Raw genomic sequence first — 21,279 nt, 5'->3', positions numbered from 1 at the left:
CTCCTTCCGTTCGCCGGGGCCGGGCGAGGCGCGGTGTCCGGTGCGCGGCGGTCAGTACCGCAGGGCGTACGCCACCCGGCGGCCGAGGGACTTGCGCCGCTGGGCCTCGTGGAAGCGGGCGTCGGCCCTGAGGTCCTCGAGGTCGGCCCTGACCCGTTCCCGTGCCTGCGCGATGGCGTCCTCGACGGGGACCACGACGGGAAGGCCGAAGAGTTCGACGATCCTCTCGATGCGCTCGGGGATCGTTCCGCCGACGACGTGGTACGGGATCTCCATGTCGTCGAGGGTCTTGACGAGCAGTTCGTCGGAGAGCCGGCGGAACTTCTCCGAGACCGGGCGGTGTCCGTCCGCCTCCATGCCGAACTCGACGGGGAGGTGGACATAGGCGTCGTAGACGCGCTTGGCCCGGGCGCGGGTGATCTCGCCGAGGGTGTCGGTGTAGCGCTGGTAGAAGTGCTTGACCGGCAGGCCCATGACCTTCTTGACGGCCTGGAACCACCAGCCGGCGCCGGGGTTGATGCCGACCCGCATCCGCGCCTCGAAGTACACCCATTCGTGGAAGACACCGCCGTCGGAGATGAACGCCCCGTCGCCGGCCTCGTTGTGGACGCGTTCCTCGAAGCGGCGCAGGCCGAGTTTGACCAGCTCCATCGCGTTGAGTTCCATCACGGTCTTCCCGGGGACGAGGTCGACGAGAAGCTCACGGGAGGTCTTCGCGTGGGTGCGCGGGATTCCGGTCGCGATCGACAGGGCTTCGGTCGTCGTCGACTTTCCGGTCGAGTACGTGCCCGATATCGCCAGTTTGAGATCCGGTTTCTCGCTGAACCTGGGGGTGTCGGTGCGCATGGGATTCCCCTCTTGGTTGCCGTGTGTTCGCGGGGCGCCGTCCACGCGGGCGACGGTGGCGGGTATCGCCCGCCCGGGATCCGGGTCCGGGGGCGGGTCCCGGGGTCATGGGCCGGGGGGTCATGGGCCGGCAGGCGGGAGCGTCGCCCCGGGGCGCCGCGGTGGCGGCGGTCCCTCAACGTGCGGGAGGGCCGTTGCGCCTGCACGCACCGTCCCCGGATGACGGCGTGCCCGAGGGCCGGTCATCCGCGCGACGGGGACGGTGTGCATCAGGCGGCCGTCTCGACGAGGCCGGAAAGGCGCTGCGGCTCGCCGGCGTGCCCGTCGTCCTGTGACGGTGTGCCCGGCAGGCGCCGGAAAAGGCTCTCGACGGCCCGGGCGGTGCCGGTGCCGGGCTGGGGGACGTACACCGTCAGGCGCAGGGCGATGCGGTCGGTGAAGTCGAGGGTGGTGCGCTTGAACTGCAGGGGCCCGGTCTCGGGGTGGTGCAGGAGGGCCGGGCCGCAGGCGTCCTCCGTGACCTCGTGCAGGTTCCACAGGCGCGCGAACTCACGGCTTGCGGAGTGCAGTTGGCGCAGGAGCTGGCGCATGCGGGCGTCGTCCGCGAAGTGGGCGGACTGGCTGCGGAAACGGGCGACGGTCTCGCGGGCGGTCTCCTGTTCCCAGCCCGGGTGGCGGGCGGGGGTGTCGCCGCTGGTGAACAGCTGCCACAGGAGGTTGTCCTCGTCGTCGACGCCCAGGAGGGTCCGGGCGGCGTGGTTGGCGACCAGGACGTTCCAGTACCGGTCGGCTATGTAGGCGGGATAGGGGCCCCAGTTGTCGACGAACGGCCGGAAGGGGTCCGGGTCGGTGATCTCCTGCCGGGTCGTGCAGGAGGCCTCCACGCCTGCCAGTTGGCGCACATAGACGCGCTGGCTCTCGTCGAGGCGCAGGGTGCGGGCGATGGAGTCGAGGACTTCGCCGGAGACGTTCTCGGCCCGGCCCTGCTCGATCCACGTGTACCAGGACACGCTGACGCCGGCGAGGAGTGCCACCTCCTCCCTGCGCAGGCCGGGGGTACGGCGCACGCCGGCGTCCGGCAGGCCGACCTGGGCGGGGGTGACATGGGCGCGCTGGGCGGCCAGGAAACGGCCGAGTTCGACGTGCTGGGGCGAGGGGGGCTGGTTGCCGGGAGAACGGTCCTTCATGGTCGGGACGCTAGATGCGTGCGGGCGCAACGATCAACGCACTTGAGTCCCGCTCGTGTCCCGCCGGAGCCCGGCCGGATGCCGAAGCACACCTCCCGCACCCGCCAACTCGCTGCTGACCTGCTCTTTTCCCGCCGGTGCGGGGTGACTTGGCCAAGTGGTCGCCCCACCGCACGGCCGCGACTGTGGCAGGTCCCCGGGCAATTCTCGGCACTCCGCACAATCGCGGCTCCCGGGTGCCGCGGGGGGCGCGGCCCCGCCGGCCCCTCTCCCCCGCGCATGCGCGCCCGGCGCTCGGGCCGCACGGCTGTCCGGGTGGTGGTGGCACTCATATGCGGGCCACCCATATGTGGGCCACGCGTATGGGGACCACGCACTGGTTGGGGGTGGTCGACGGGCCCAGAGTGAAGTCACGACGCAGGAACGAACACCGAGTTGAGAGGACTTACGCGGTGACCCCAACCCTCGCTGTACGAGCGCCGGATGCGTTCGCGGGGCTGCAGAAGAACCTGGACACGCTCAAGGCCGACGGTCTGTACCGCGAGTTCGTCGCGTGCTCCTACCTCGCGGAGGACCGCGGTCACGCCCTGCACCAGGGTCGCCGCATTCAGGTCTGGTGCACCAACGACTACCTGGGGATGAGCCAGGACCCGGACGTCATGCAGGCCCAGATCGCCTCGACACTGCGGCACGGCACGGGCAACGGCGGCTCCCGCAACATCGCGGGGACCAGCGAGGCCCACGTCGAGCTGGAGCAGCGTCTCGCGGCCTGGCACGACAAGGAGCGCGCGCTGGTGTTCACCAGCGGCTACGTCGCCAATGTGGAGACGCTGTCGACGCTGCTGAAGGCCGAGCCGGACACGGTGGTCTTCTCGGACGCGCTCAATCACCGCTCCCTGATCGAGGGGGTGCGCAGCGCCGGCAACACCAAGCACATCTTCCCCCACAACGACGTGGTCGAGCTCGAAGCGGCGCTGGCGTCGTACCCGCTGGACCGTCCGAAGATGATCGTGTTCGAGTCCGTGTACTCCATGGACGGCGACATCGCCCCCATCTCGGAGATCTGCGACCTCGCCGAGCGGTACAACGCATGGACGTTCCTCGACGAGACGCACGGCATCGGTGTCAACGGCGCCACCGGGGCCGGTATCTGCGAGGAGATCGGCGAGAGCCGGGTGACGTTCATCCAGGGCGTCTTCGGCAAGGCCGTGGGCACCACGGGCGGTTACGTCGCGGGCCCGGACACGGCGCTGGACTATGTGCGCTCCCACGCGCCGGGCTTCATCTTCACCACGACGATCCCGCGTTCCAGTCTGGACGCCACGCTGATGAGTCTGAGTGTGCTGCAGGGCCCGCGGGGTGTGGAACTTCGCCGGAACCTGCGGGCAGGCGCCGATCTGATGCGGCGCCGGCTGAGCGAGGCGGGGATCCGTTTCGTCGCGGCGCCGACCCATCTGGTGCCGGTTCTGGTGCCCGGCGGCGCCCGGGTCAAGAGGATCTCGAAGCGGCTCCTCGACGAGTTCGGCATCTACGTGCAGCCGATCAACTTCCCGTCCGTGGCGCGCGGGGGCGAGCGGTTCCGGGTGACCGTCGCGCCGTTCCGCACCCCGGCGCAGATCGACCGGTTCGTGCAGGCGCTCGCGCAGTGCCTCGCGGCCGACAACTGACCTGTTTCATCTTGAAGGAGACATTCATGCAGACCAACGACATCACGCCGTTCATCGGCAGCGAGCTGACCGGTGTGACGTACGAGGACCTGGGCCGGCCGGAGAACTGGGAGAAGGTCGCGACCCTGCTGCACGAGCGGGAGCTGGTGGTGATCCGTTCGCTGGACATCACGCCCGAGCAGCAGATCGAGCTGGCCGGCCGGCTCGGCAGGCCGAAGGCGTTCCTGATGGCGAAGTACCGGCATCCGGAGCACGAGGAGATCATGATCTCCTCGAACAAACAGAAGAACAACAAGGCGGTCGGTGTCGCCCGCGTCGGCAACTTCTGGCACCAGGACTCCTCGTACATGAAGGACGTGGCGCCGTACACGATGCTGCACGGTGTCGAGGTTCCCGGGACGAGCGGCCACACCCTGTACGCGAACGCCTGCGACGTGTACGACCGGCTGCCCGAGGAGTGGAAGGAGAAGGTCGAGGGCCGCACGGCGGTGCACACCGTCAGCAAGCGGCAGCGGATCTCGGCCGACCACGCGGGCCTGTCCATAGCCGAGTTCAAGGCGCTGGTGGAGCAGGAGTACCCGCCGGTGGAGCACCCGCTCGTGAAGACCGACAAGAGCACGGGGCGGCGCTATCTGTACGGCGCGCCGGAGTACATGGAGCGTGTGGTCGGCTTCGACGCCAACGAGAACGAGGCGTTCTTCGCGGTGCTCGACCAGCTCATCCAGGATCCCGCGCACGTCTACACCCACCGGTGGACGCCGAGGGACCTGGTGATCTGGAAGACGGAGACCACCTATCACGCGGCCACCGCGGTCGAGCCGGGCGTGGACCGTCTGGTGCACCGTGTCAGCATCGACGAGAGGGAAGCGTGGGCGGCATAGTCGACTTCGACGTGTGCTTTCCGTCCGCGACGGTCGACGTCCAGGGCATGCATGCCTCCTCCGGCGTCGCCGTCGCGGACCTCGCGGCCATCACGCACACCGAATCGATTCCGGTGCTCGGTGACGGCGAGCAGGCCTGGCAGCTCGCTCACCGGGCCGCGGCCAGGCTGCTGGACCGGGCCGGGGTGGAGCGCGACGACATCCGGCAGGTCATCTACGCCGGTTCCGGCGAGTGGGACGCGCCGTTCTGGTCGCCGGCCGCGAAGGTCGCCCACGAGCTGGGCATCGGATACGCGCACTGTTTCGAAGTGACCAATTTCTGCAATGCCGGGCTGACCGCCGCGTGGCTGGCCACCGAGAGCAGTCAGCTGCGCCCCGGCGAGTACGCGCTGGTCCTCATGGGGGACCGCCTGAGCAGGATGGTTGACTACAGTGATCCGAGCTCCAAGGAGCTGTTCAATTTTGGTGATGCGGGCGCGGCGGTGCTGCTGGCACATCACGACATCTCTTTCCGGCTCCTCCACTCCGAGATGCGCACCGACCCGAGCTGGTCGGACTACTACCGGGGCGAGATCCGGGACGACAAGGTCGTCATCCGGCGCGGTGCCCACCGGCGCGGTCTGGGCGACGCGTACGTGGAGAACTTCACGCGCCTTGTCGAGCGGACGCTGAGCGCCCTGGGCCGGGACATGTTCGACGTCTCCTACTTCCTGATCAATCACGGGGACCGGCGGATGCACGAGCGGATGCTCAAGGAGCTGGACATCGGTGCCGAGCGCAGCGTCTTCAACTACGACCGTCTCGGTCACATGGGCGGCGCGGACACCCTCATCGCGCTGCAAGACCTCGCCGAGCAGCGCAAGCTGCACCGCGGCGACCTGATTCTGCTGGCCACCAGCTCCATGGGATTCAGCTGGGGCATCACCGCTTTGGAGTTCTCGGGATGAAGATCCTCGTCGTCCACCAGGTTCCCTACCGGAAGATCTCGTATCACCTGGGCGTCGACCACGACCGGCACGAGGTGACCTACATCGGTCGCGCCGCCGACCTGGCCGAGGTCCCCGACGACCTGCGCTGCACCCGTATCGCTCTCGGGGACGGCGAGGACCTGGTCGCCGGGGTCACGGCGCGGACCGCGCCGGGTGACGGCTACGACAAGGTTCTGTCCCTGTCGGAGTTCGGCATCCTTCAGGCCACGTACATCCGCGACCATCTGGGGCTCGCCGGCCCGTCGGCAAAGCGGATCGAGAAGGTCCGCGACAAGGTGCGCATGAAGCAGGCGCTGGCCGGGTCCGGTATCCGCTACCCGCGGTTCGTCGCGTCGGTCGCCGAGGGCGAGGCGCTGCCGTGGAGCGGGCGCACCGTTCTCAAGCCCCGTCAGGGGGCGTCCAGCCAGGGCGTCATGATCTTCGACAGTGCGCGGGACGCGCTGGCGGCGTACGCGCTGCTGCCGGACCGGGACGGCATCCAGCTCGAGGAGCACATCGACGGGGACATCCTGCACGTCGACGGGCTGCTTTGTGACGGGCGTCTGCTCGAGCTGTCGGTCAGCCGCTACGTCAACAAGCCCGTGGAGTACGCGGACGGGATGCCGCTGGGTTCGCACCAGGTGCGGGTGAGCGACGCGCACCGCGGTATCACCGAACGTGTCGTCGAGGCACTCGAGATCGACGAGGGCTGTATCCACCTGGAGCTCTTCCACACGGCGGACGACGAGCTGGTCTTCCTGGAGATCGCCAACCGGGTGGGCGGTGCCGGCGTCGTCACCGCCCACGCCCGTCACTCGGGAGTCCATCTGCCCTCGCACGAGATAGCGGTGCGGCTGGGTGTCGACCGGCCCGAGCCCAGCGAGCCGAGCGGACGCCACCACGGCTGGCTCGCCTTTCCCGGTCATCATCTGCCGGGCGCGGACGGCCACGCCGTCGATCTTCCCGACCGGCTGCGCCTGCATCCGTGCGTGGACCGGATCCATCTGCTGGCGCCGGACCAGGCGCTGCCCGACCACATCACCTACCAGGAGTGGGAGGTGCCCGTCTTCATCGAGGCCTCGCACACCGACCCCGAGGTCCTCGGCGCGTTCCTGCGGGAGTGCGCCGCCACGATCACGGTCCGGACCGCCGCCGAATCCGCCGCCAGCCCTGCCGGGAGCACGACGTCATGAGTTTCTACCCCACCGATCTGCTGCTCGCCGTCGAGCATGCCGAGCTGTCCCTGAGCGGGGACGCCGAATCGGCGCTGTCCACGCTGCTGCGCGAGGCCGATCTGCTCGGCCTGGCGCCGCTGTTCGACAGCGAGGCCCTGACCGACGCCCTGGACGAGGCACTGGGCGGCCTCTCGCAGTTCCCGTTCCGGCCGCTGACCGACACCGACGACGTGTGGGCCTACTCCCCCGTCGGCACGGTCGTCCTCGACGACGACGCGGCCGCCGGCAACACCCTGCGCGGTCTGCTGCTCGCCTGGGCCGTGGGCAACGAGGTGGTGATCCGCACCGGCAGGCCGCAGCTGTGGGACGCGATCGTCGCGGTGCTCCGCGACAGCGGCCTGCCGCTGCCCGGTGCCCGGACCGTCACCGCGGGGGCCGAGGTCGAAGGACGCCTCGTCGACGTCCCCGACCTGGTGGCCGCCGGTGAAGTGAGCCTCGGCGACGGCATGCTGTACGTGGACCGGCCCCGGCCGGGCCGGGCCGCCGTCCGGGTGCACGTCACCGACCGGGCCACCGGATCGGGCGCGCCGGTCGCCGCCGTCGACTGCCGTTCCGCCTGGTTCCGGCAGCTGTTCGACGACACCTACCTGGCGGGGACCACGCTGGCCGCCGCCCGGGACGGCGACCACGAACGGCAGGCGCGGCTGGACGCCCGTCTGCGCTACCTCGTCGGCCGCGCCCGGCGTACTCCGCACTACCGCGGCCTGCCGCGGGTCACCGGTGTGAAGGACCTGTCCCGGCTGCCGATCCTGGAGAAGGAGGACCTGGAGAACTTCTCCCTGCCCCGCGCCCGCGCCATGTCCAGCGGTGCCCGGCCCAGCGGTGAGGTCCTGCGCAGCGGCGCGTCCAGCGGGGAGCCCCGCTACATCGTCTACTCGCGCACCGACTGGGAGAACATGGTCCGCGAGGCCGTCCCGCTGATGCGCGCCCTGGGCATCGACAACGGTGACCGGGTCGTCAACACCCTGCTCGGCGGGGGGTTGTACGGCGGTCTGATCACCACCAGCAGCGAGCTGACCCGGATGCCCGTGGAGGCCTATTCGGCCGGGCAGCAGATCACCGTCGACATGCTGCTGATGCTGGTGCGCAGTTTCGACGCCAACGTCCTGCTGGGCATGCCCGCGCTGATCCTGCCGCTGCTGCGCGAGGCCAAGCAGCGCGATCCGGGCCTGCGGATCGACAAGGTCGTCTACGGCGGCACGCCGATGACGGAGTCCGACAAGACCTGGCTGCGTGACGAGCTGGGCACCCGCAGCATCTCCAGCATCCTGGCCGCCAACGACGGCGCCCAGCTCGGCTACCAGTGCGGTCATCTGGGCGGCACGTTCCACCACGTCAACGACGACTACAACCTCATCGAGGTCGTCGACGACGCGGGCATGCCGGTCCCGGCCGGCGAGAGCGGCCATCTGCTGATCACCGCCATGCAGAAGTTCGAGGGCCCGCTGATCCGTTACCGCATCGGCGACGTCGGCCGCATCACCCGTCAGACCTGCGCCTGCGGGGAGAGCGGTCGTGTCCTGGAGTACCTCGGGCGCAGCGACGGCCAGATCCGGATCAAGTCCTGGACCGTGCACTACGGCGATCTGGCCCGCGCGCTCGAGGAGTTCAGGATCTCCCAGCTGCAGGCCGAGCTCATCACCCTCGACGGCACGGAGACGCTGATCCTGCGCACCGAGTCGCCCGAGGTCCTGGACGCCGAGCTGGTGCGCAAGTTCCTCACCGAGGCGTTCCCCGTCCTGAGTGATCTGCAGGCCTACGACGACGGGCTCAAGGTCTTCGAGCTCGTCGTCGAATGTCATGCCGAGGGGCAGCTCGAACGCAACGCCGTCAGCGGAAAGATCAAGACCGTGATCGACCGCCGCCTCGCCTGAGGCCGGCCGCCGGCCCGTCCCTCCACGTTTCCCACCCCTGCTTTCTTGGAGCTCCTCATGTCCCCCAAGGCCAGTTACGTCCACCAGGTGCGCCGCCCGGCCGGTGTGCCCACCCCGGCCGAGTTCGCGTTCGTCGAGGAGGCCGTGCCCACCGCCGGCCCGGGCACCGCCCTGGTGGAGAACGTTCTGCTGTCCGTGGACCCGTACATGCGCGAGAACATGGACGGTGTCTGGCCTCTGGACTCTCCTCTCGAGGGCCGCTCCATCGGCCGTGTCGTCTCCTCGGAAACGCCCCGACTCGCCGTGGGCGACCTGGTGTTCCACCGTCACAGCTGGCGCACCCACGCGGTGGTCCGTGAGGACGAGGTGCGGGTGCTGCCGCGTATCGAGGGCGTCGAGCCGCAGGCGTTCCTGGGAATCCTGGGGGGCACCGGTCTGACCGCCTATGTGGCGCTGACCCGCATCGCGCGGATCAGGCCCGGTGAGACGGTGTTCATCACGGCGGCCGCGGGAGGAGTGGGCAGTGCGGCGGGCCAGATCGCGCGGCTGCTCGGCGCGGGGCGGGTGGTCGGAAGCGCCGGATCGCCGGCCAAGGTGCGGTGGCTGGTGGAGGAGTTGGGTTTCGACGCGGCCTTCGACCACCGCGACGGCGGGCTCGGCGAGCAGCTCGCGAAGGCGGCACCCGGCGGGATCGACGTCTGTGTCGACAACGTGGGCGGCACGCATCTGGAGGCCGCCATCGGTGCGATGCGCGAGGGCGGCCGGATCGCCTGGTGCGGGGCGATCGGGCAGTACAACAACGCGTCCGAGCCGCCGGCCGCTCCGCGCAATCTGTTCGACCTGGTGGAGAAGAGCGTCCGGCTCGAGGGCTTCCTGGTGCGCAACCACCGTGACGTCCAAGGGGAGTTGGAGGGGTTCCTCGTCCCGTACCTGCAGTCGGGCGAGATCAGCGACCGGCACACGGTCACCGAGGGTTTCGACCGCATCGTCGAGGCGTTCCTGGGCATGCTGAGCGGCAAGAACATCGGCAAGGCCACGGTACGGCTGGGCCGCGCATGATCCGGGGCGACTCCACGGCGCGCACGATGCTCGGCTCGATGCTGCTGTCGAGCATCGGGATGGGCCTGTACACGCTGGCACTGGGGCAGACCCTGTTCCACAGGACGGGCGACGCGCAGGCCTTCGCCCTGATCTTCTCGTTGCAGGGCATCGGCGCGATCGCCGTCCTGCCCTTCTGCGGGCCGCTGGTGGACGCGCTCGACTCGAAGCGGATCTACGTGCTGTGCAGTGTCCTGCGCGCCCTCACCGTCGCCGCCATCGTGGCCGCCCTGGCGTCGGGTGTCCGCAGCCTCATGCTGGTCGTCGGCACGGCCGCGGTGCTGCTCGCCGTGTTCGACAACGTGCAGCGCACGGCGTTCTTCAAGTTCACCGCCCACCGCTTCGAGGGCGAGCGGGCGGTGGCGTTCAACAGCATGATCGGGATCGCGGTGCAGACCGGCCGGCTCGCCGGGATGGCCGTGCTCGGCCTGGTCCTGGTGGTCGGTACGCCGACCCAGGCTCTGCTCGTCGACGTGGCGATGTCGCTGACGGTGGCCGCGGTCGTGGCGCGGCTGCGGACGGGCGGCGCCGAGGTCTCCGGGCGGCTGAGGACGAGCTCGCTGCGTACCGCGCTGCCGGACATGCTGGGCGACTGGCGGGAGCTGTTCCGCCGGCACCGCGGGGAACTGGTCGTGTTCGCCATGGTCGTCATGTGCGCGGGCGACTTCGTGTTCTCGTACAGTCTGAGCACCCTGGTGGTGCCGCTGGTCGGCACGTTCTACGAGGGCCGGTCGTGGGCGGTGTCGGCGCTCGAGGCGACCTTCGGGGCGGGCATGATCGCGGCGACGTTCTTCACCCGGTACACGGTGCGCCGCGCCCTGCTGCCGCTGTGGGTCGCCTCGCAGGCCGGGCTGGCCGTGCTGCTCGCCTTCGCCACGTCCGCCCCGGTGCACTTCGGGGCGTACTTCCTGGCCGGCTTCGCCAACCTGAACAGCATCACCTGGCTGCTCACCTCCCTGCAGCAGCATGCGGCCGCCCGTGACAAGGGCAAGATGGCGTCGCTGCGCCTTCTGGCCATCGGGGCGGGAACGGCCTGTCTGATGCCGGTCCTGGCCGTCGCCACACGGCATTCCCTGCCCGCCGCGTATCTGACGACGGCGGCGACGCTCGCCCCGTTCGTCGTCTGCGGCATCTGGGCCGCGCTGCGTTTCAAGCCCCGCGCGGAACCCGCCGCGGCCGCTGAGCCCGCCGAGCAGTTGTCCGCCGCGTGACCTCTGCCCCTCCCTGGCGTCCCCCTGCCCGTCCTCCAGTCCGTCCTCTTGTCCCTCCTCTTGTCCCTCTTCCAGTCCGTTCCCTGTCGCGCCATAGGAGCCGTGATGCAGTTCTTCGCACCCGTCCCGCAGTCCTCGCCCACCGCCCGCGGCGAAAGGCTCCTGCCCTTCGCCGCCCGCACCGGGCGGATGGTGCCGTCGGAGACCCGTGCCCTGTTCTCGATGGCCGCCCGCCCCGACGTCGTGTCCCTGGCCGGCGGGATGCCCAACCCGGACGTCCTGCCGGGCGACGTCATGGCACAGGTGTTGCAGGAAGTCCTCGCACACGACGGGCCGGGGGCCCTGCAGTACGGCTCCGCGCAGGGCGACGTGCGGCTGCGGGAGCAGATCTGCGAGGTGATGGCCGTGGAAGGGATCGACGCCGACGCGGACGACGTCATGGTCACGGTCGGCTCCCAGCAGGCCCTGGACCTGGTCACACGCATCCTCGTGGACCCGGGCGACACCGTCGTCGCCGAGGCGCCGACCTACGTCACGGCGCTCAGCACGTTCGCCGCCCACGAGGCCCGGATCGCCCAGGTCTCCATGGACCACGACGGAGTGATACCGCAGTCGTTGGAGGCGACGTTCGCGGTGCTGGCCGCGGAAGGACGCCCGGCCAAGTTCTTCTACACCGTGCCCACGTTCCACAACCCGACCGGCACCGTGATGAGCGCCGCGCGCCGCCGCGAAGTCCTCGACATCTGCCGCCGGGCGGGGGTCCTGGTCCTGGAGGACAACCCGTACGGTCTGCTGCACTTCGGCGACGCACCGATGCGCGCGCTGCGCGCCGACGACGCCGACGGGGTCATCCATCTCGGCTCGTTCTCCAAGACCCTGGCGCCGGGCATGCGCGTCGGCTGGGCGCTCGCCCCCCGCCCCGTCAAGGACAAGCTGGTCCTCGCCGCGGAGAGCGCGATGCTCTCGCACTCGGCGCTGGCCCAGCGGGCGGTGAGCCACTTCCTGCGGACCCGGTCCTGGGAGGCCCACCTGGAGAACGCCCGCGGCGCATACCGGCAGCGGCGGGACGCGATGCTCCTCGCCCTCACCGGCGCGATGCCCCACGGGGTGCACTGGACCGTCCCGCAAGGCGGCTTCTTCGTGTGGCTGACCCTGCCCGACGGCCTCGACGCCAAGGCGATGCTGCCCCGCGCCGTCGACCAGGGTGTCGCCTACGTGCCGGGTACGGGGTTCTTCGAACTGGGCGGCAACCAGCACCTGCGCCTGTCGTTCTCGCACCCCACGCCCGAACGCATCCGCCAGGGCGTCCACACACTGGCGAAGGTCATCGAGGCCGAGATCTCCCGGGCCCGTTCACACCACGACGACCTGGTGTCCTGCTGAACCGCACGGCCGAGCGCGTTCCCCCGCCGCCGTCGAGCAGGCCCCCGCACTCGCGGGCCGGCGCACCCTGGCGCCGGCCCGGACACGGCACCCGGCACTCGCCCACGTCAGCGACCGGCGGCCGCTCAGCACCACCCGGCCCGGCCGCTCCTGACCCCCGTGCGGCACATGTGCCGCACCACGGCGCACCGCACCGCCCCAAGCGCCGCGCCCACAACGCCACAACGCCACGCCCGGACGGCACACCGCAAGCCCACCGCACCGGCCCACACCACAGGAGCCAGGCCACCATGAACCTCCGCGAGGACGCGCACGCCCTGCAGGGCGACCTGGTCGAGCTGCGGCGCACCCTGCACGCCGCACCCGAGACCGGTCTGCGACTGCCGCGCACCCAGGAGACCGTGCTGAGCGGCCTCGACGGCCTCGGTCTCGAGATCACCACCGGGCAGGGCCTCAGCTCGGTGACCGCCGTGCTGCGCGGCGCCCGCCCCGGACCGACCGTCCTGCTGCGCGGCGACATGGACGCCCTGCCCGTCACCGAACGCACCAACCTGCCCTACGCCTCCGGCAACGGCGCCATGCACGCCTGCGGACACGACCTGCACACCGCCATGCTCTGCGGTGCGGCCCGGCTCCTCGCCCGGCACCGCGACCACCTCGCCGGCGACGTGGTGTTCATGTTCCAGCCCGGCGAGGAGGGCTTCCACGGCGCCCGGCACATGATCGACGAGGGGCTCCTGCAGACCACCGGCACCCTTCCCGTCGCCGCGTACGCCCTCCACGTCACCTCCAGCGAATACCGCAGCGGCCGCTTCACCGCCCGCTCGGGACCGCTGATGGCCGCCGCGAACACCCTGAGCGTCACCGTGCGCGGAGCAGGCGGACACGGATCGGCGCCCCACCGCGCCAAGGACCCGGTACAGGTGGCCTGCGAGACGGTCATGGCGCTGCAGACATGGATCACCAGGGCCTTCGACGTCTTCGACCCCGTCGTGCTGTCGGTGGGTTCCTTCCACGCGGGAACACAGCAGAACATCATCCCCGAGACCGCCACCTTCGAGGCCACGGTCCGGGCGTTCTCCCACACCGCCCAGGCACGCCTCAAGGACGGCACCGTCCAGGTCTGCCGGGGTGTCGCCGCCGCCCACGGAGTGGACGTCGACGTGCGGTTCGACGAGCTGTACCCCGTCACCGTCAACGACGCGCGCGAGACGGACTTCGTCCGCCGCACCGTCGCCGACCTCCACGGCGAGGAGCGCTACGAGCACATGCCCCATCCCATGACCGGCTCGGAGGACTTCTCCCTCGTGATCGACGAGGTCCCCGGAGCCATGGTCTTCCTGGGCGCCACAGCGCCGGGCGCCGACCCGGACACCGCACCGGACAACCACTCCCCGCTCGCCGTCTTCGACGAAGCCGTCCTGGCCGACGGCGCCGCGCTCTACGCCCGCCTCGCCGTCGACCGCCTCGCCGCCGAACACACCCAACACACCGACACCGACACCGACACCGAACGCACCGGCCAGGGAGTACGACGATGAATCAGATGATGGACCGCTGGCCCGCGCTGATCGACTGGGTCACGGCACCGGCACAGGGCACGGCACCGGCTGAGGAGCCCACGCCGAACGACGCTCCCGGCGACGGCGGCGACGACGGCTGACACGGGCTCCGGACGCGTCCCGCGACGACGCGACGCGGCAGGCCCGTGACCACCGTGGCGGCACACGGTGGCCACGGGCCTGCCGCGATTGTGCGGAGTGCCGAGAATTGCCCGGGGACCTGCCACAGTCGCGGCCGTGCGGTGGGGCGACCACTTGGCCAAGTCCCCCCGCACCGGCGGGAAAAGAGCAGGTCAGCAGCGAGTTGGCGGGTGCGGGAGGTGTGCTTCGGCATCCGGCCGGGCTCCGGCGGGACACGAGCGGGACTCAAGTGCGTTGATCGTTGCGCCCGCACGCATCTAGCGTCCCCGCCATGAAGGACCGATCTCCCGGCAACCAGCCCCCCTCGCCCCAGCACGCCGAGCTCGGCCGTTTCCTGGCCGCCCAGCGCGCCCACGTCACCCCCGCCCAGGTCGGCCTGCCGGACACCGGCGTGCGCCGTACCCCCGGCCTGCGCAGGGAGGAGGTGGCACTCCTCGCCGGCGTCAGCGTGTCCTGGTACACGTGGATCGAGCAGGGCCGGGCCGAGAACGTCTCCGGCGAAGTCCTCGACTCCATCGCCCGCACCCTGCGCCTCGACGAGAGCCAGCGCGTCTATGTGCGCCAACTGGCAGGCGTGGAGGCCTCCTGCACGACCCGGCAGGAGATCACCGACCCCGACCCCTTCCGGCCGTTCGACGACGACTGGGGCCCGGACCCCGCAGGTCTGACCGCCACCACGGCCGCCACCGGATAGGGCGCCGTCTTCTGTACGACACCTGCCGGGGCCCAGTGTCGAGCTCCGCGGTGACCACCGCCTGACCATCCGTGGCCGTCACGTTCCGCCTCCCGGACCTCCCCTCGCCGCCCCGCCCGCGCCACCGCGTGGTCGCAGGCCGCCGTCCCCGGAGATCTCGGCCCGCAGGCACTGCACACCTCACCCGGCTCTCCGGGTCCGCCTCCGCAGACGGCCGGTCCTCCCGGCGCTCTGCCGGCGTGCCCGGAACTAGCGAACAGGCTGCCCATGATCCTCACCGGGACCGAGATCGAACGCGAGCGCACGAACGGTCGCATAACGATCGAACCGTTCACGCCCGAGCAGGTCAATCCGAACAGCTACAACTTCCGCCTCGGCAGGACCCTGCGGGTCTACCAGGACATGCCGCTCGACGCGCGGCGCACCAACGACTTCGAAGAGATCGAGATCCCGGACGACGGTTACGTCCTGGAGCCCGGCCGGCTGTACCTGGCCCACACGGTCGAGACCCTCGGCAGCGAGCACTACGCTCCCACCTTCGCGGCCCGTTCCTCGGTCGCCCGGCTCGGCCTGTTCATCAACCTGTCGGCCAGCCTCGGCGACATCGGCTACACGGGCCAGTGGACGCTCCAGCTCTACAGCATGAACCGGGTGCGGGTGTATCCGGGCATCAGCATCGGTCAGATGATGTGGTGGCGGCCGCAGGGTGAGATCGTCCTCTACGACGGCAAGTACCAGGGGTCCGTCGGTCCCCGGTCCAGCGACATCCATGTCGACTTCGACCGGCAGTTCGCCCGTCAGCGCTTCCCCGGACTCGGCGCGACCTTCGAGCCGAACGAGGTGGGCCCCAAGTTCGCCGGGCTCAGCCGCTCCAGCCGGACGTTCAGGGTGCCGACCGCGTTCTGCGTGCCGGCGGGCGAGTTCACCGACGCTCTCACCGACGGGCAGAACGCCGCGCTCGCCGACGCGTTCGGCGACCTCAAGGCCACCGTCGGCGCCTTCTTCACCGATTCCGTCTCGCGCATCCAGAAGATCGGCGGCGAGATCCGTGTCCCCGAGCAGGCCCGCACACTTCTGGCCGCCCGTCTGCACGAGCTGTTCGGCGACGGCGACGTGGAGTTCGCGGTCCGCTCCTCCGGCCTGGACGAGGACACCGAGGGCTCCAGCCTGGCCGGTGTGCACCAGTCCGTCCTGGGCGTGCGGGGTGCCGACGCGGTGATCGACGCCGTCGAGCAGTGCTGGCGCTCGTACTACGAGGCTCCGGCGGTCGCCGCCCGTGTCCGGGCCGGCGACTTCACCGCGACGCCGCGTCTGGCGGTGATCGTGCAGCGGCTGATCCGGCCCGCGCTGGCCGGTGTCGCCTTCACCGGATCCGACGGCGCCGACGACGAGCGGGTCGTCGTCGAGTACGTCGAGGGGCTCGCCGACGAACTGGTCGCCGGTGTCGCCGTGCCCCGCCGTACCGACTCGGCCGAGGTGGAACGCACTCCGGCCGGCCCCGGCGCCGCGGACCGCCCCGTGCTCACCGAGGTCGTCGCGCTGGTCCGCCGTCTGCGCGAGAGCCGGGGCCACGACGTCGACGTCGAGTGGGCGGCCGACGCCGACGGCGTCCACCTCGTCCAGGTCCGGCCGCTGACCGCCGCCCGCGAGGTCAGCGCCGTCTGTGCGCAGCCCCTCGTCCAGGCGCACGGCCTGTACACCGAGGGGCTGCCCGCCGGCTTCGGTCTCGGCGCGGTGGCCGCCGTCCACAGCGGCTACACCGCCAAACGCGGTCCCGCCCACCGGATGGCCCACGAGCACGGGGTGTCCACCGGGGCCGGCTGGGTCATCCGCTTCAACGGCCGCGGCCTGCACGGTGAGGCGAGCGCCGCGTCCCTGCGGCGGACACTGTCCGGCGGCAGCGACGAGTGCGTGCTCGACTTCGGCGACACGCTGCGCCAGATCGTGGTGCCCAAGGAGGAGGTGATCGGGCAGCTCGCCGTCACCACCGGCGCCACCGCGGACGGCACCGCTCTGCACAGTGTGGTCGTACGCGACTTCATCCGCGGCGAGCTCGGGGTGATCTCCCGCCGGGCGGGCGGGTCGGGGCTGGTCGTCGAGTACACGGACGAGGGTCTGATGGCCCTCAACCGCGGCACCGCCGGCGGCGAGACGATCGTCGTCGAGGACGTGGCGGCCGGCTACGACGACCCGGACAACGTGCGCTTCCCTGCCGCCGCGACCGTGCTGCGTCCGCACCTCGACGAGATCGCCCGCTTCACCGCCGCGATGCACGCCGAGCACGGCCCGGTGACCCTGGAGTGGGTCCTCGACCGGGGCACCCTCTACTTCGTCGACCACTCGGTGCTCGGCGGCGACGACACCGTCACCGTCTCCCACGGCGAGGTCTGCATCTCGCCCGGCACGGCCCGCGGGCCGCTGCTGCGGCTGGACGACGACGCCCTGCTGCGCCGGCTCTCCATCGGCCCGGCCGTGAGCATCGACAAGTCGAAGGACGTCAGCGAGCACGAGGGCCTGGCCCGGATCCTCGACCTCGTCGCCGCCTGCGACGAGAAGCCCGTCATCAGCGCCGCCCGGCCCTATGCCGTGCTCTCGGTGCTCATCGGGCACGTCGCCGGTTTCGTCTTCGACCAGGGATCGGCGCTGGGGCACCTGGCGATCCTGCTGCGCGAGGCCCGGGTTCCCGCGGTCACGGCCGCCGGGATCGACGGAGCCGAAGCAGTGATCAGCGACGGCACGGTCGCCACGACCGGCCGCAAGGGAGAATGAACGTGACCCGCACCCCCGCACAGTCCGCGCCGATCACGCAGTCCGAGCGGACCGCGCAGTCCGCGCCGGTGACGGACGCCGCCGGACGCCGCGCCTGGCTGGTCCTGGGCGGGCTCCATCTGCTCAACGGCACGGCCCCCCTGTCCGGTTCCGACGCGATCGTCCTCGCGGAGCTCGACGCCCCGGTGGAAGAACCCTTCCCCAGCAACACGGTCGTGCTGCGCTGGGACCGGCTCGGCCCGCTGGAGCTGTCGGCCCGCACGGTCGACGGCACCCGCCGGCACACCGCGAAGGCCGAGGGCCGCGACCTCTTCCCCGGCATGCTCGCCGGCGCGGAGCTGCGCACGGCGGTGACCGCGGTCACCGGTGTCGAGGACGGCCCGCTGGTGCCGCTGTTCTACGTGACGGCGGACGGCGGACAGGCCCATGTGCACAGCCAGATCCGTTTCCTGGCCGAGGACGCCTGCTTCATCCGGATCACCCCCGAGCCGGTGGCCGCCGCCGGGATCGAGGAGCTGGACTGGCTGGCCGCCGCGGCCGGCCTGCACGCCGAGCGGTTCCTCTTCCTCAACAACCACCAGCGCTGCTACCGCAAGTGCTTCGACGGCAAGGAGCTGGAGTACAAGTACACGCTCGCCCCGCCCGTCGACTCCTGGACCCTGACGGTCGAGCTGTACCGGGAGCTGCTGGGCAATGCGCTGCCCGGCTACGTCCCCGAGTACCGGGACGAGTTCCAGGCGTGGGACTACCTGAACCACCTCTTCGAGATCACCGGCCCCGAGGAGGAACGCGGTTACGCCTCCTTCATCCCCACCACCGACGGCAGGCACCTGCTCAAGCGCAAGTGGTACGCGCAGGACGCCTTCGAGCGCCGCGAGACGCACACGTACGGCCTCGACCTCGCGGACGACGGCGGGTTCGAGCGGCACATCCGGGAGGAGCTGAAGGTCCGGGCCGTGCGACTGCCGTCCTTCCGCCGGGTCCGCTACGACATCAACTTCGAGTCGGTGCGCACCGGGCACGTCTACGGGATCTTCTTCGACCACTGCAGCCTGGTCGGGGCGCGTGAGGTGACGCTCAACCAGTGCGAGCTGGAGTACCTGCGCAGCCGTGTCGCCGTCGAGCCGGACGAGGCCGAGGTGCTGGCGGAGATGGGCGAGATCGCCGCCTGGCTGGAGGCGTTCCTGCGGGCGCGCGGTCTCAGCGACGAGCGGGGCTTCTACTCCAAGCGGACGTTCCTCCAGGACGCCGTGGCGGCCCGTCCGGAGCTGGCGTGGCAGGCGGGCCGATGACGGGCGTCGCGGTGCGCGCGGTCCTGCTCGACCTGGAGGGCACCCTGTACGCGCGGGGAGCCGTGATCGACGGTGCGGTGGAGGCGGTGGCCGCCCTGCGCGGCCTCGGCGTCGGGCTGCGGTTCCTGACCAACACCGACTCCAGGCCGGCGGAGGGGATCCGGGCCGAACTGGCGGGCTACGGGCTGGTCGTGGCGGCCGACGAGCTGTTCACGCCGGTGGTGGCGGCGGCGCGGCTGCTCTCCGCGGCCGGGGCGCGGACGTATCCGCTGGTCTCGCGGGAGCTTCGGGCGGTGCTGCCGACGCTGGCCGCCGAACCGCCGTACAGCCATGTGCTGATCGGCGACTGCCGGGACTCGCTGGACTACGCGGCGCTCGACGGCGCGTTCCGCGCGGTGCGGGAGGGGGCCGAGCTCCTCGCGCTCCAGACGGGGCGCTACTTCAAGCGGGCCGACGGCGACCATCTGGACACGGGGGCGGTGGTGGCGGCCGTGGCGTACGCGTCGGGTGCCACGGCCCGGGTGCTGGGCAAGCCGGCCGCCGACTTCTTCGAGCTCGCGGCCCGTTCCCTGGACGTGCCGGCCGCATCCTGCGTGGTGGTCGGCGACGACGCCACGACCGACATCGCCGGCGGTCTGGCCGCGGGTCTGCGGACCGTGCAGGTGCGCACGGGAAAGTACGCGGACCAGCGGGCGGAGGGGCTCACCGGCCGGGCCGCGCACGAGATCGGCTCGGTGGCCGAACTGCCCGCGCTGGTACGGGAGCTGGTCGGCGCATGACGGTGTACTGGGTGGTGTGGGACGCCGGGGCGCACTGGGTCGTGGACCGGCTGGAGCGGGAGGGTGCGCTGCCGGCGCTGAGCCGGATGCGTGAGCGGGGCGTCTTCGCGGCGGCCCGGCCCGCGTTCCCCAACTGCCAGACCCCGCCGTCGCTGGCGACCCTGTTCACGGGGACCTGGCCGGCCGAGCACAAGGTCACGGGGTACACGGTGCCCGGGGCGGGCGAGGGCCTCGCCAGTCATGTCAGCGGTTTCTCCCCGGACTTCCCCGCGGTGCCGCCGGTCTGGGAGACCCTGGCGGAACACGGTCTGAGCAGTGCTCTGGTGCACGCCCCGTGGGTCTTCGGGCACGACAGCCGGGTCGGTGCGCACATCGACGGGGCGGTGGAGGCGTACAGCCGCCGCTCGGCCCGGCACGCGGTGCGGGTGCTGGATCCCGGCGGCGGGAGCGTGGACTGGGAGATCGGCGCGTTCCGGGTCGCGGTGGAGGCGGAGTCCTCCCGGCGGGTGCGGGTGCGGGTCGTGGGCGGCGCGGAGGGCGAGGGGCTGCTGCTCGGCCCCGGGGCCGGGTGGCAGCCGCTGGAGCTGGACCGGGAGCACGGCACCTGGATCGCCTGCGTCCCGGCCGGCGGACGGCTGCTGCTGGTGCACACCGGTGTCTGGTCGCCCCGTGCCGCCGGGCGCAACCCCAAGACGCTCCACCGGCTCGACCGGTGCCCGCCGTTCGCCGGGGAGGGTGTGGGTCCGCTCTACCGCGAGGGGGTCTTCGGTCCCCGGCTGGCGGAGGGCGGTGACGGCTTCGCCGAGGAGGTGTTCCTGTCCTCGGTCCAGTGCGTGGCCCGCTCGTTCGGCGCCGCGGCCGACGCCGTACTGGAGACGCACGACGCGGATCTGGTGGTCGTCTACCTGCCGATGACGGACGACGTGGGCCACGAGCTGCTGGGCTGGTGCGACGAGCGGAGCGCGGCCCACCGTCCGGACATCGCCGAGGCCGTGTGGTCGTACGTCCGCCGCTGCTACCAGTGGTCCGACGCCGTGCTGGGCCGGGTTCTGGAGCGGGCCGGGGACGACGACTGCGTGGTCCTGGGAGCGGACCACGGCATGGTCGGCTCCACCCGTGCGGTGCATCTGAACGACGTGCTGGTGCGCGCGGGTCTGGCCCGCGCCGCCCCGGACGGAAGCCTCGACGCCGACGGTTCCGCGGTGTTCTACCACCCGGCGAACAACGGTTCCCTGTGGGCGAATCCGGGCCCGGCCGGTGACCCGGCGCAGGCCCGTGCCGCCATGGAGCGGGCCTGCGCCGTGCTGAGTGCCCTCACCGACCCCGGCACGGGCCGGCCCGTGGTGGCCGGTTTCCTCGGCCGGAACGGAACCGGGCCGGCCGACCTTGCCGCCGATCCCGCCGTCCTCTACGTCGTGCCGGCCGACGACTACCAGCCGGCCGCCCGGCTGCTGGGCGAGGGGCCGGTGGTGCGGCCGCTCCCCAAGACGGGGGCACACGTCGTCGCGACCGGCGACAGCAGGCTCCACGCGGTCCATGCGGCCGTCGGGCCGGGCATTGCGGCCGGCGTCGACGCGGGCGTCATCGACAACACCTGGCCGGCGGCGCTGGTCCTCGACCGGCTCGGCGTGGCCCGGGCCGCGGCGGGCCCGCGCACCACCGGCATGTCCGAACCGACCGACGAGAGGTGAC

17 protein-coding genes are annotated in these 21,279 nt (G+C 71.3%); 15 read left to right on the top strand and 2 right to left on the bottom strand.

Annotation, left to right across the window (positions count from 1 at the left end; genetic code table 11):
• Window positions 1–51: 51 nt before the first annotated feature.
• Both ACFYV1_RS31780 and ACFYV1_RS31775 read right to left on the bottom strand, forming a co-directional pair.
• Window positions 52–846 (bottom strand): AAA family ATPase, encoded by a 795-nt coding sequence (locus tag ACFYV1_RS31780; protein ID WP_389399099.1) that lies wholly within the window; start codon window positions 844–846, stop codon window positions 52–54.
• Between the two features lie 269 nt (window positions 847–1,115).
• Entirely contained in the window at window positions 1,116–2,033 is a 918-nt protein-coding gene (locus ACFYV1_RS31775) for a helix-turn-helix transcriptional regulator (protein ID WP_389399098.1), read from the bottom strand.
• Window positions 2,034–2,485: 452 nt separating this feature from the next.
• Between ACFYV1_RS31775 and hemA the strand changes: the two genes are divergently transcribed.
• The 15 genes from hemA to ACFYV1_RS31700 all read left to right on the top strand — a co-directional run bounded on the left by hemA (window position 2,486) and on the right by ACFYV1_RS31700 (window position 21,278).
• Window positions 2,486–3,700 carry a 5-aminolevulinate synthase gene (gene hemA, locus ACFYV1_RS31770; protein ID WP_389399097.1) on the top strand — a complete coding sequence of 405 codons (1,215 nt, stop codon included), beginning with the start codon at window positions 2,486–2,488 and terminating at the stop codon, window positions 3,698–3,700.
• 26 nt (window positions 3,701–3,726) lie between these two features.
• A complete protein-coding gene (locus tag ACFYV1_RS31765; RefSeq protein ID WP_389399096.1) occupies window positions 3,727–4,581 on the top strand; it encodes a TauD/TfdA dioxygenase family protein in 855 nt (284 codons plus the stop codon).
• Window positions 4,569–5,528: a 3-oxoacyl-ACP synthase III family protein gene (locus tag ACFYV1_RS31760; RefSeq protein ID WP_389399095.1), complete on the top strand. Its 960-nt coding sequence runs from the start codon at window positions 4,569–4,571 to the stop codon at window positions 5,526–5,528. The genes ACFYV1_RS31765 and ACFYV1_RS31760 overlap by 13 nt, the downstream gene beginning before the upstream one ends.
• Entirely contained in the window at window positions 5,525–6,742 is a 1,218-nt protein-coding gene (locus tag ACFYV1_RS31755; RefSeq protein WP_389399094.1) for an acetyl-CoA carboxylase biotin carboxylase subunit family protein, read from the top strand. The genes ACFYV1_RS31760 and ACFYV1_RS31755 overlap by 4 nt, the downstream gene beginning before the upstream one ends.
• Window positions 6,739–8,658 (top strand): phenylacetate--CoA ligase family protein, encoded by a 1,920-nt coding sequence (locus tag ACFYV1_RS31750; RefSeq protein ID WP_389399093.1) that lies wholly within the window; start codon window positions 6,739–6,741, stop codon window positions 8,656–8,658. Before ACFYV1_RS31755 ends, ACFYV1_RS31750 begins: the two co-directional genes overlap by 4 nt.
• Before the next feature lie 57 nt (window positions 8,659–8,715).
• Window positions 8,716–9,717, top strand: a complete 1,002-nt coding sequence (locus ACFYV1_RS31745; RefSeq protein ID WP_389399092.1) for an NADP-dependent oxidoreductase — start codon at window positions 8,716–8,718, stop codon at window positions 9,715–9,717.
• Window positions 9,714–10,967, top strand: coding sequence for an MFS transporter (locus ACFYV1_RS31740; protein WP_389399091.1), 1,254 nt, complete (start codon window positions 9,714–9,716; stop codon window positions 10,965–10,967). The genes ACFYV1_RS31745 and ACFYV1_RS31740 overlap by 4 nt, the downstream gene beginning before the upstream one ends.
• Window positions 10,968–11,072: 105 nt before the next feature.
• Window positions 11,073–12,350: a PLP-dependent aminotransferase family protein gene (locus ACFYV1_RS31735; RefSeq protein WP_389399090.1), complete on the top strand. Its 1,278-nt coding sequence runs from the start codon at window positions 11,073–11,075 to the stop codon at window positions 12,348–12,350.
• Window positions 12,351–12,640: 290 nt separating this feature from the next.
• A complete protein-coding gene (locus ACFYV1_RS31730) occupies window positions 12,641–13,891 on the top strand; it encodes a M20 family metallopeptidase (RefSeq protein ID WP_389399089.1) in 1,251 nt (416 codons plus the stop codon).
• Window positions 13,888–14,013, top strand: a complete 126-nt coding sequence (locus ACFYV1_RS31725; RefSeq protein ID WP_389399088.1) for a hypothetical protein — start codon at window positions 13,888–13,890, stop codon at window positions 14,011–14,013. The genes ACFYV1_RS31730 and ACFYV1_RS31725 overlap by 4 nt, the downstream gene beginning before the upstream one ends.
• Before the next feature lie 311 nt (window positions 14,014–14,324).
• On the top strand, window positions 14,325–14,747 hold the full coding sequence (locus tag ACFYV1_RS31720; protein WP_389399087.1) for a helix-turn-helix domain-containing protein: 423 nt from the start codon (window positions 14,325–14,327) through the stop codon (window positions 14,745–14,747).
• Window positions 14,748–15,014: 267 nt separating this feature from the next.
• Complete coding sequence (locus tag ACFYV1_RS31715) at window positions 15,015–17,516, top strand: PEP/pyruvate-binding domain-containing protein (RefSeq protein ID WP_389399086.1); 2,502 nt, start codon at window positions 15,015–15,017, stop codon at window positions 17,514–17,516.
• A 2-nt stretch (window positions 17,517–17,518) separates the two neighbouring features.
• Window positions 17,519–18,808: a hypothetical protein gene (locus tag ACFYV1_RS31710; RefSeq protein WP_389399085.1), complete on the top strand. Its 1,290-nt coding sequence runs from the start codon at window positions 17,519–17,521 to the stop codon at window positions 18,806–18,808.
• Complete coding sequence (locus ACFYV1_RS31705) at window positions 18,790–19,587, top strand: HAD-IIA family hydrolase (protein ID WP_389399084.1); 798 nt, start codon at window positions 18,790–18,792, stop codon at window positions 19,585–19,587. The genes ACFYV1_RS31710 and ACFYV1_RS31705 overlap by 19 nt, the downstream gene beginning before the upstream one ends.
• Complete coding sequence (locus ACFYV1_RS31700; RefSeq protein ID WP_389399083.1) at window positions 19,584–21,278, top strand: alkaline phosphatase family protein; 1,695 nt, start codon at window positions 19,584–19,586, stop codon at window positions 21,276–21,278. The genes ACFYV1_RS31705 and ACFYV1_RS31700 overlap by 4 nt, the downstream gene beginning before the upstream one ends.
• The last annotated feature ends 1 nt before the right edge of the window (window position 21,279 follow it).

This window comes from Streptomyces sp. NPDC003023 (genome assembly GCF_042888225.1).
Taxonomy (GTDB): domain Bacteria; phylum Actinomycetota; class Actinomycetes; order Streptomycetales; family Streptomycetaceae; genus Streptomyces.
Note: the sequence above shows the minus strand (reverse complement) of the source record. Positions and strands in the feature narration are given on the sequence as shown.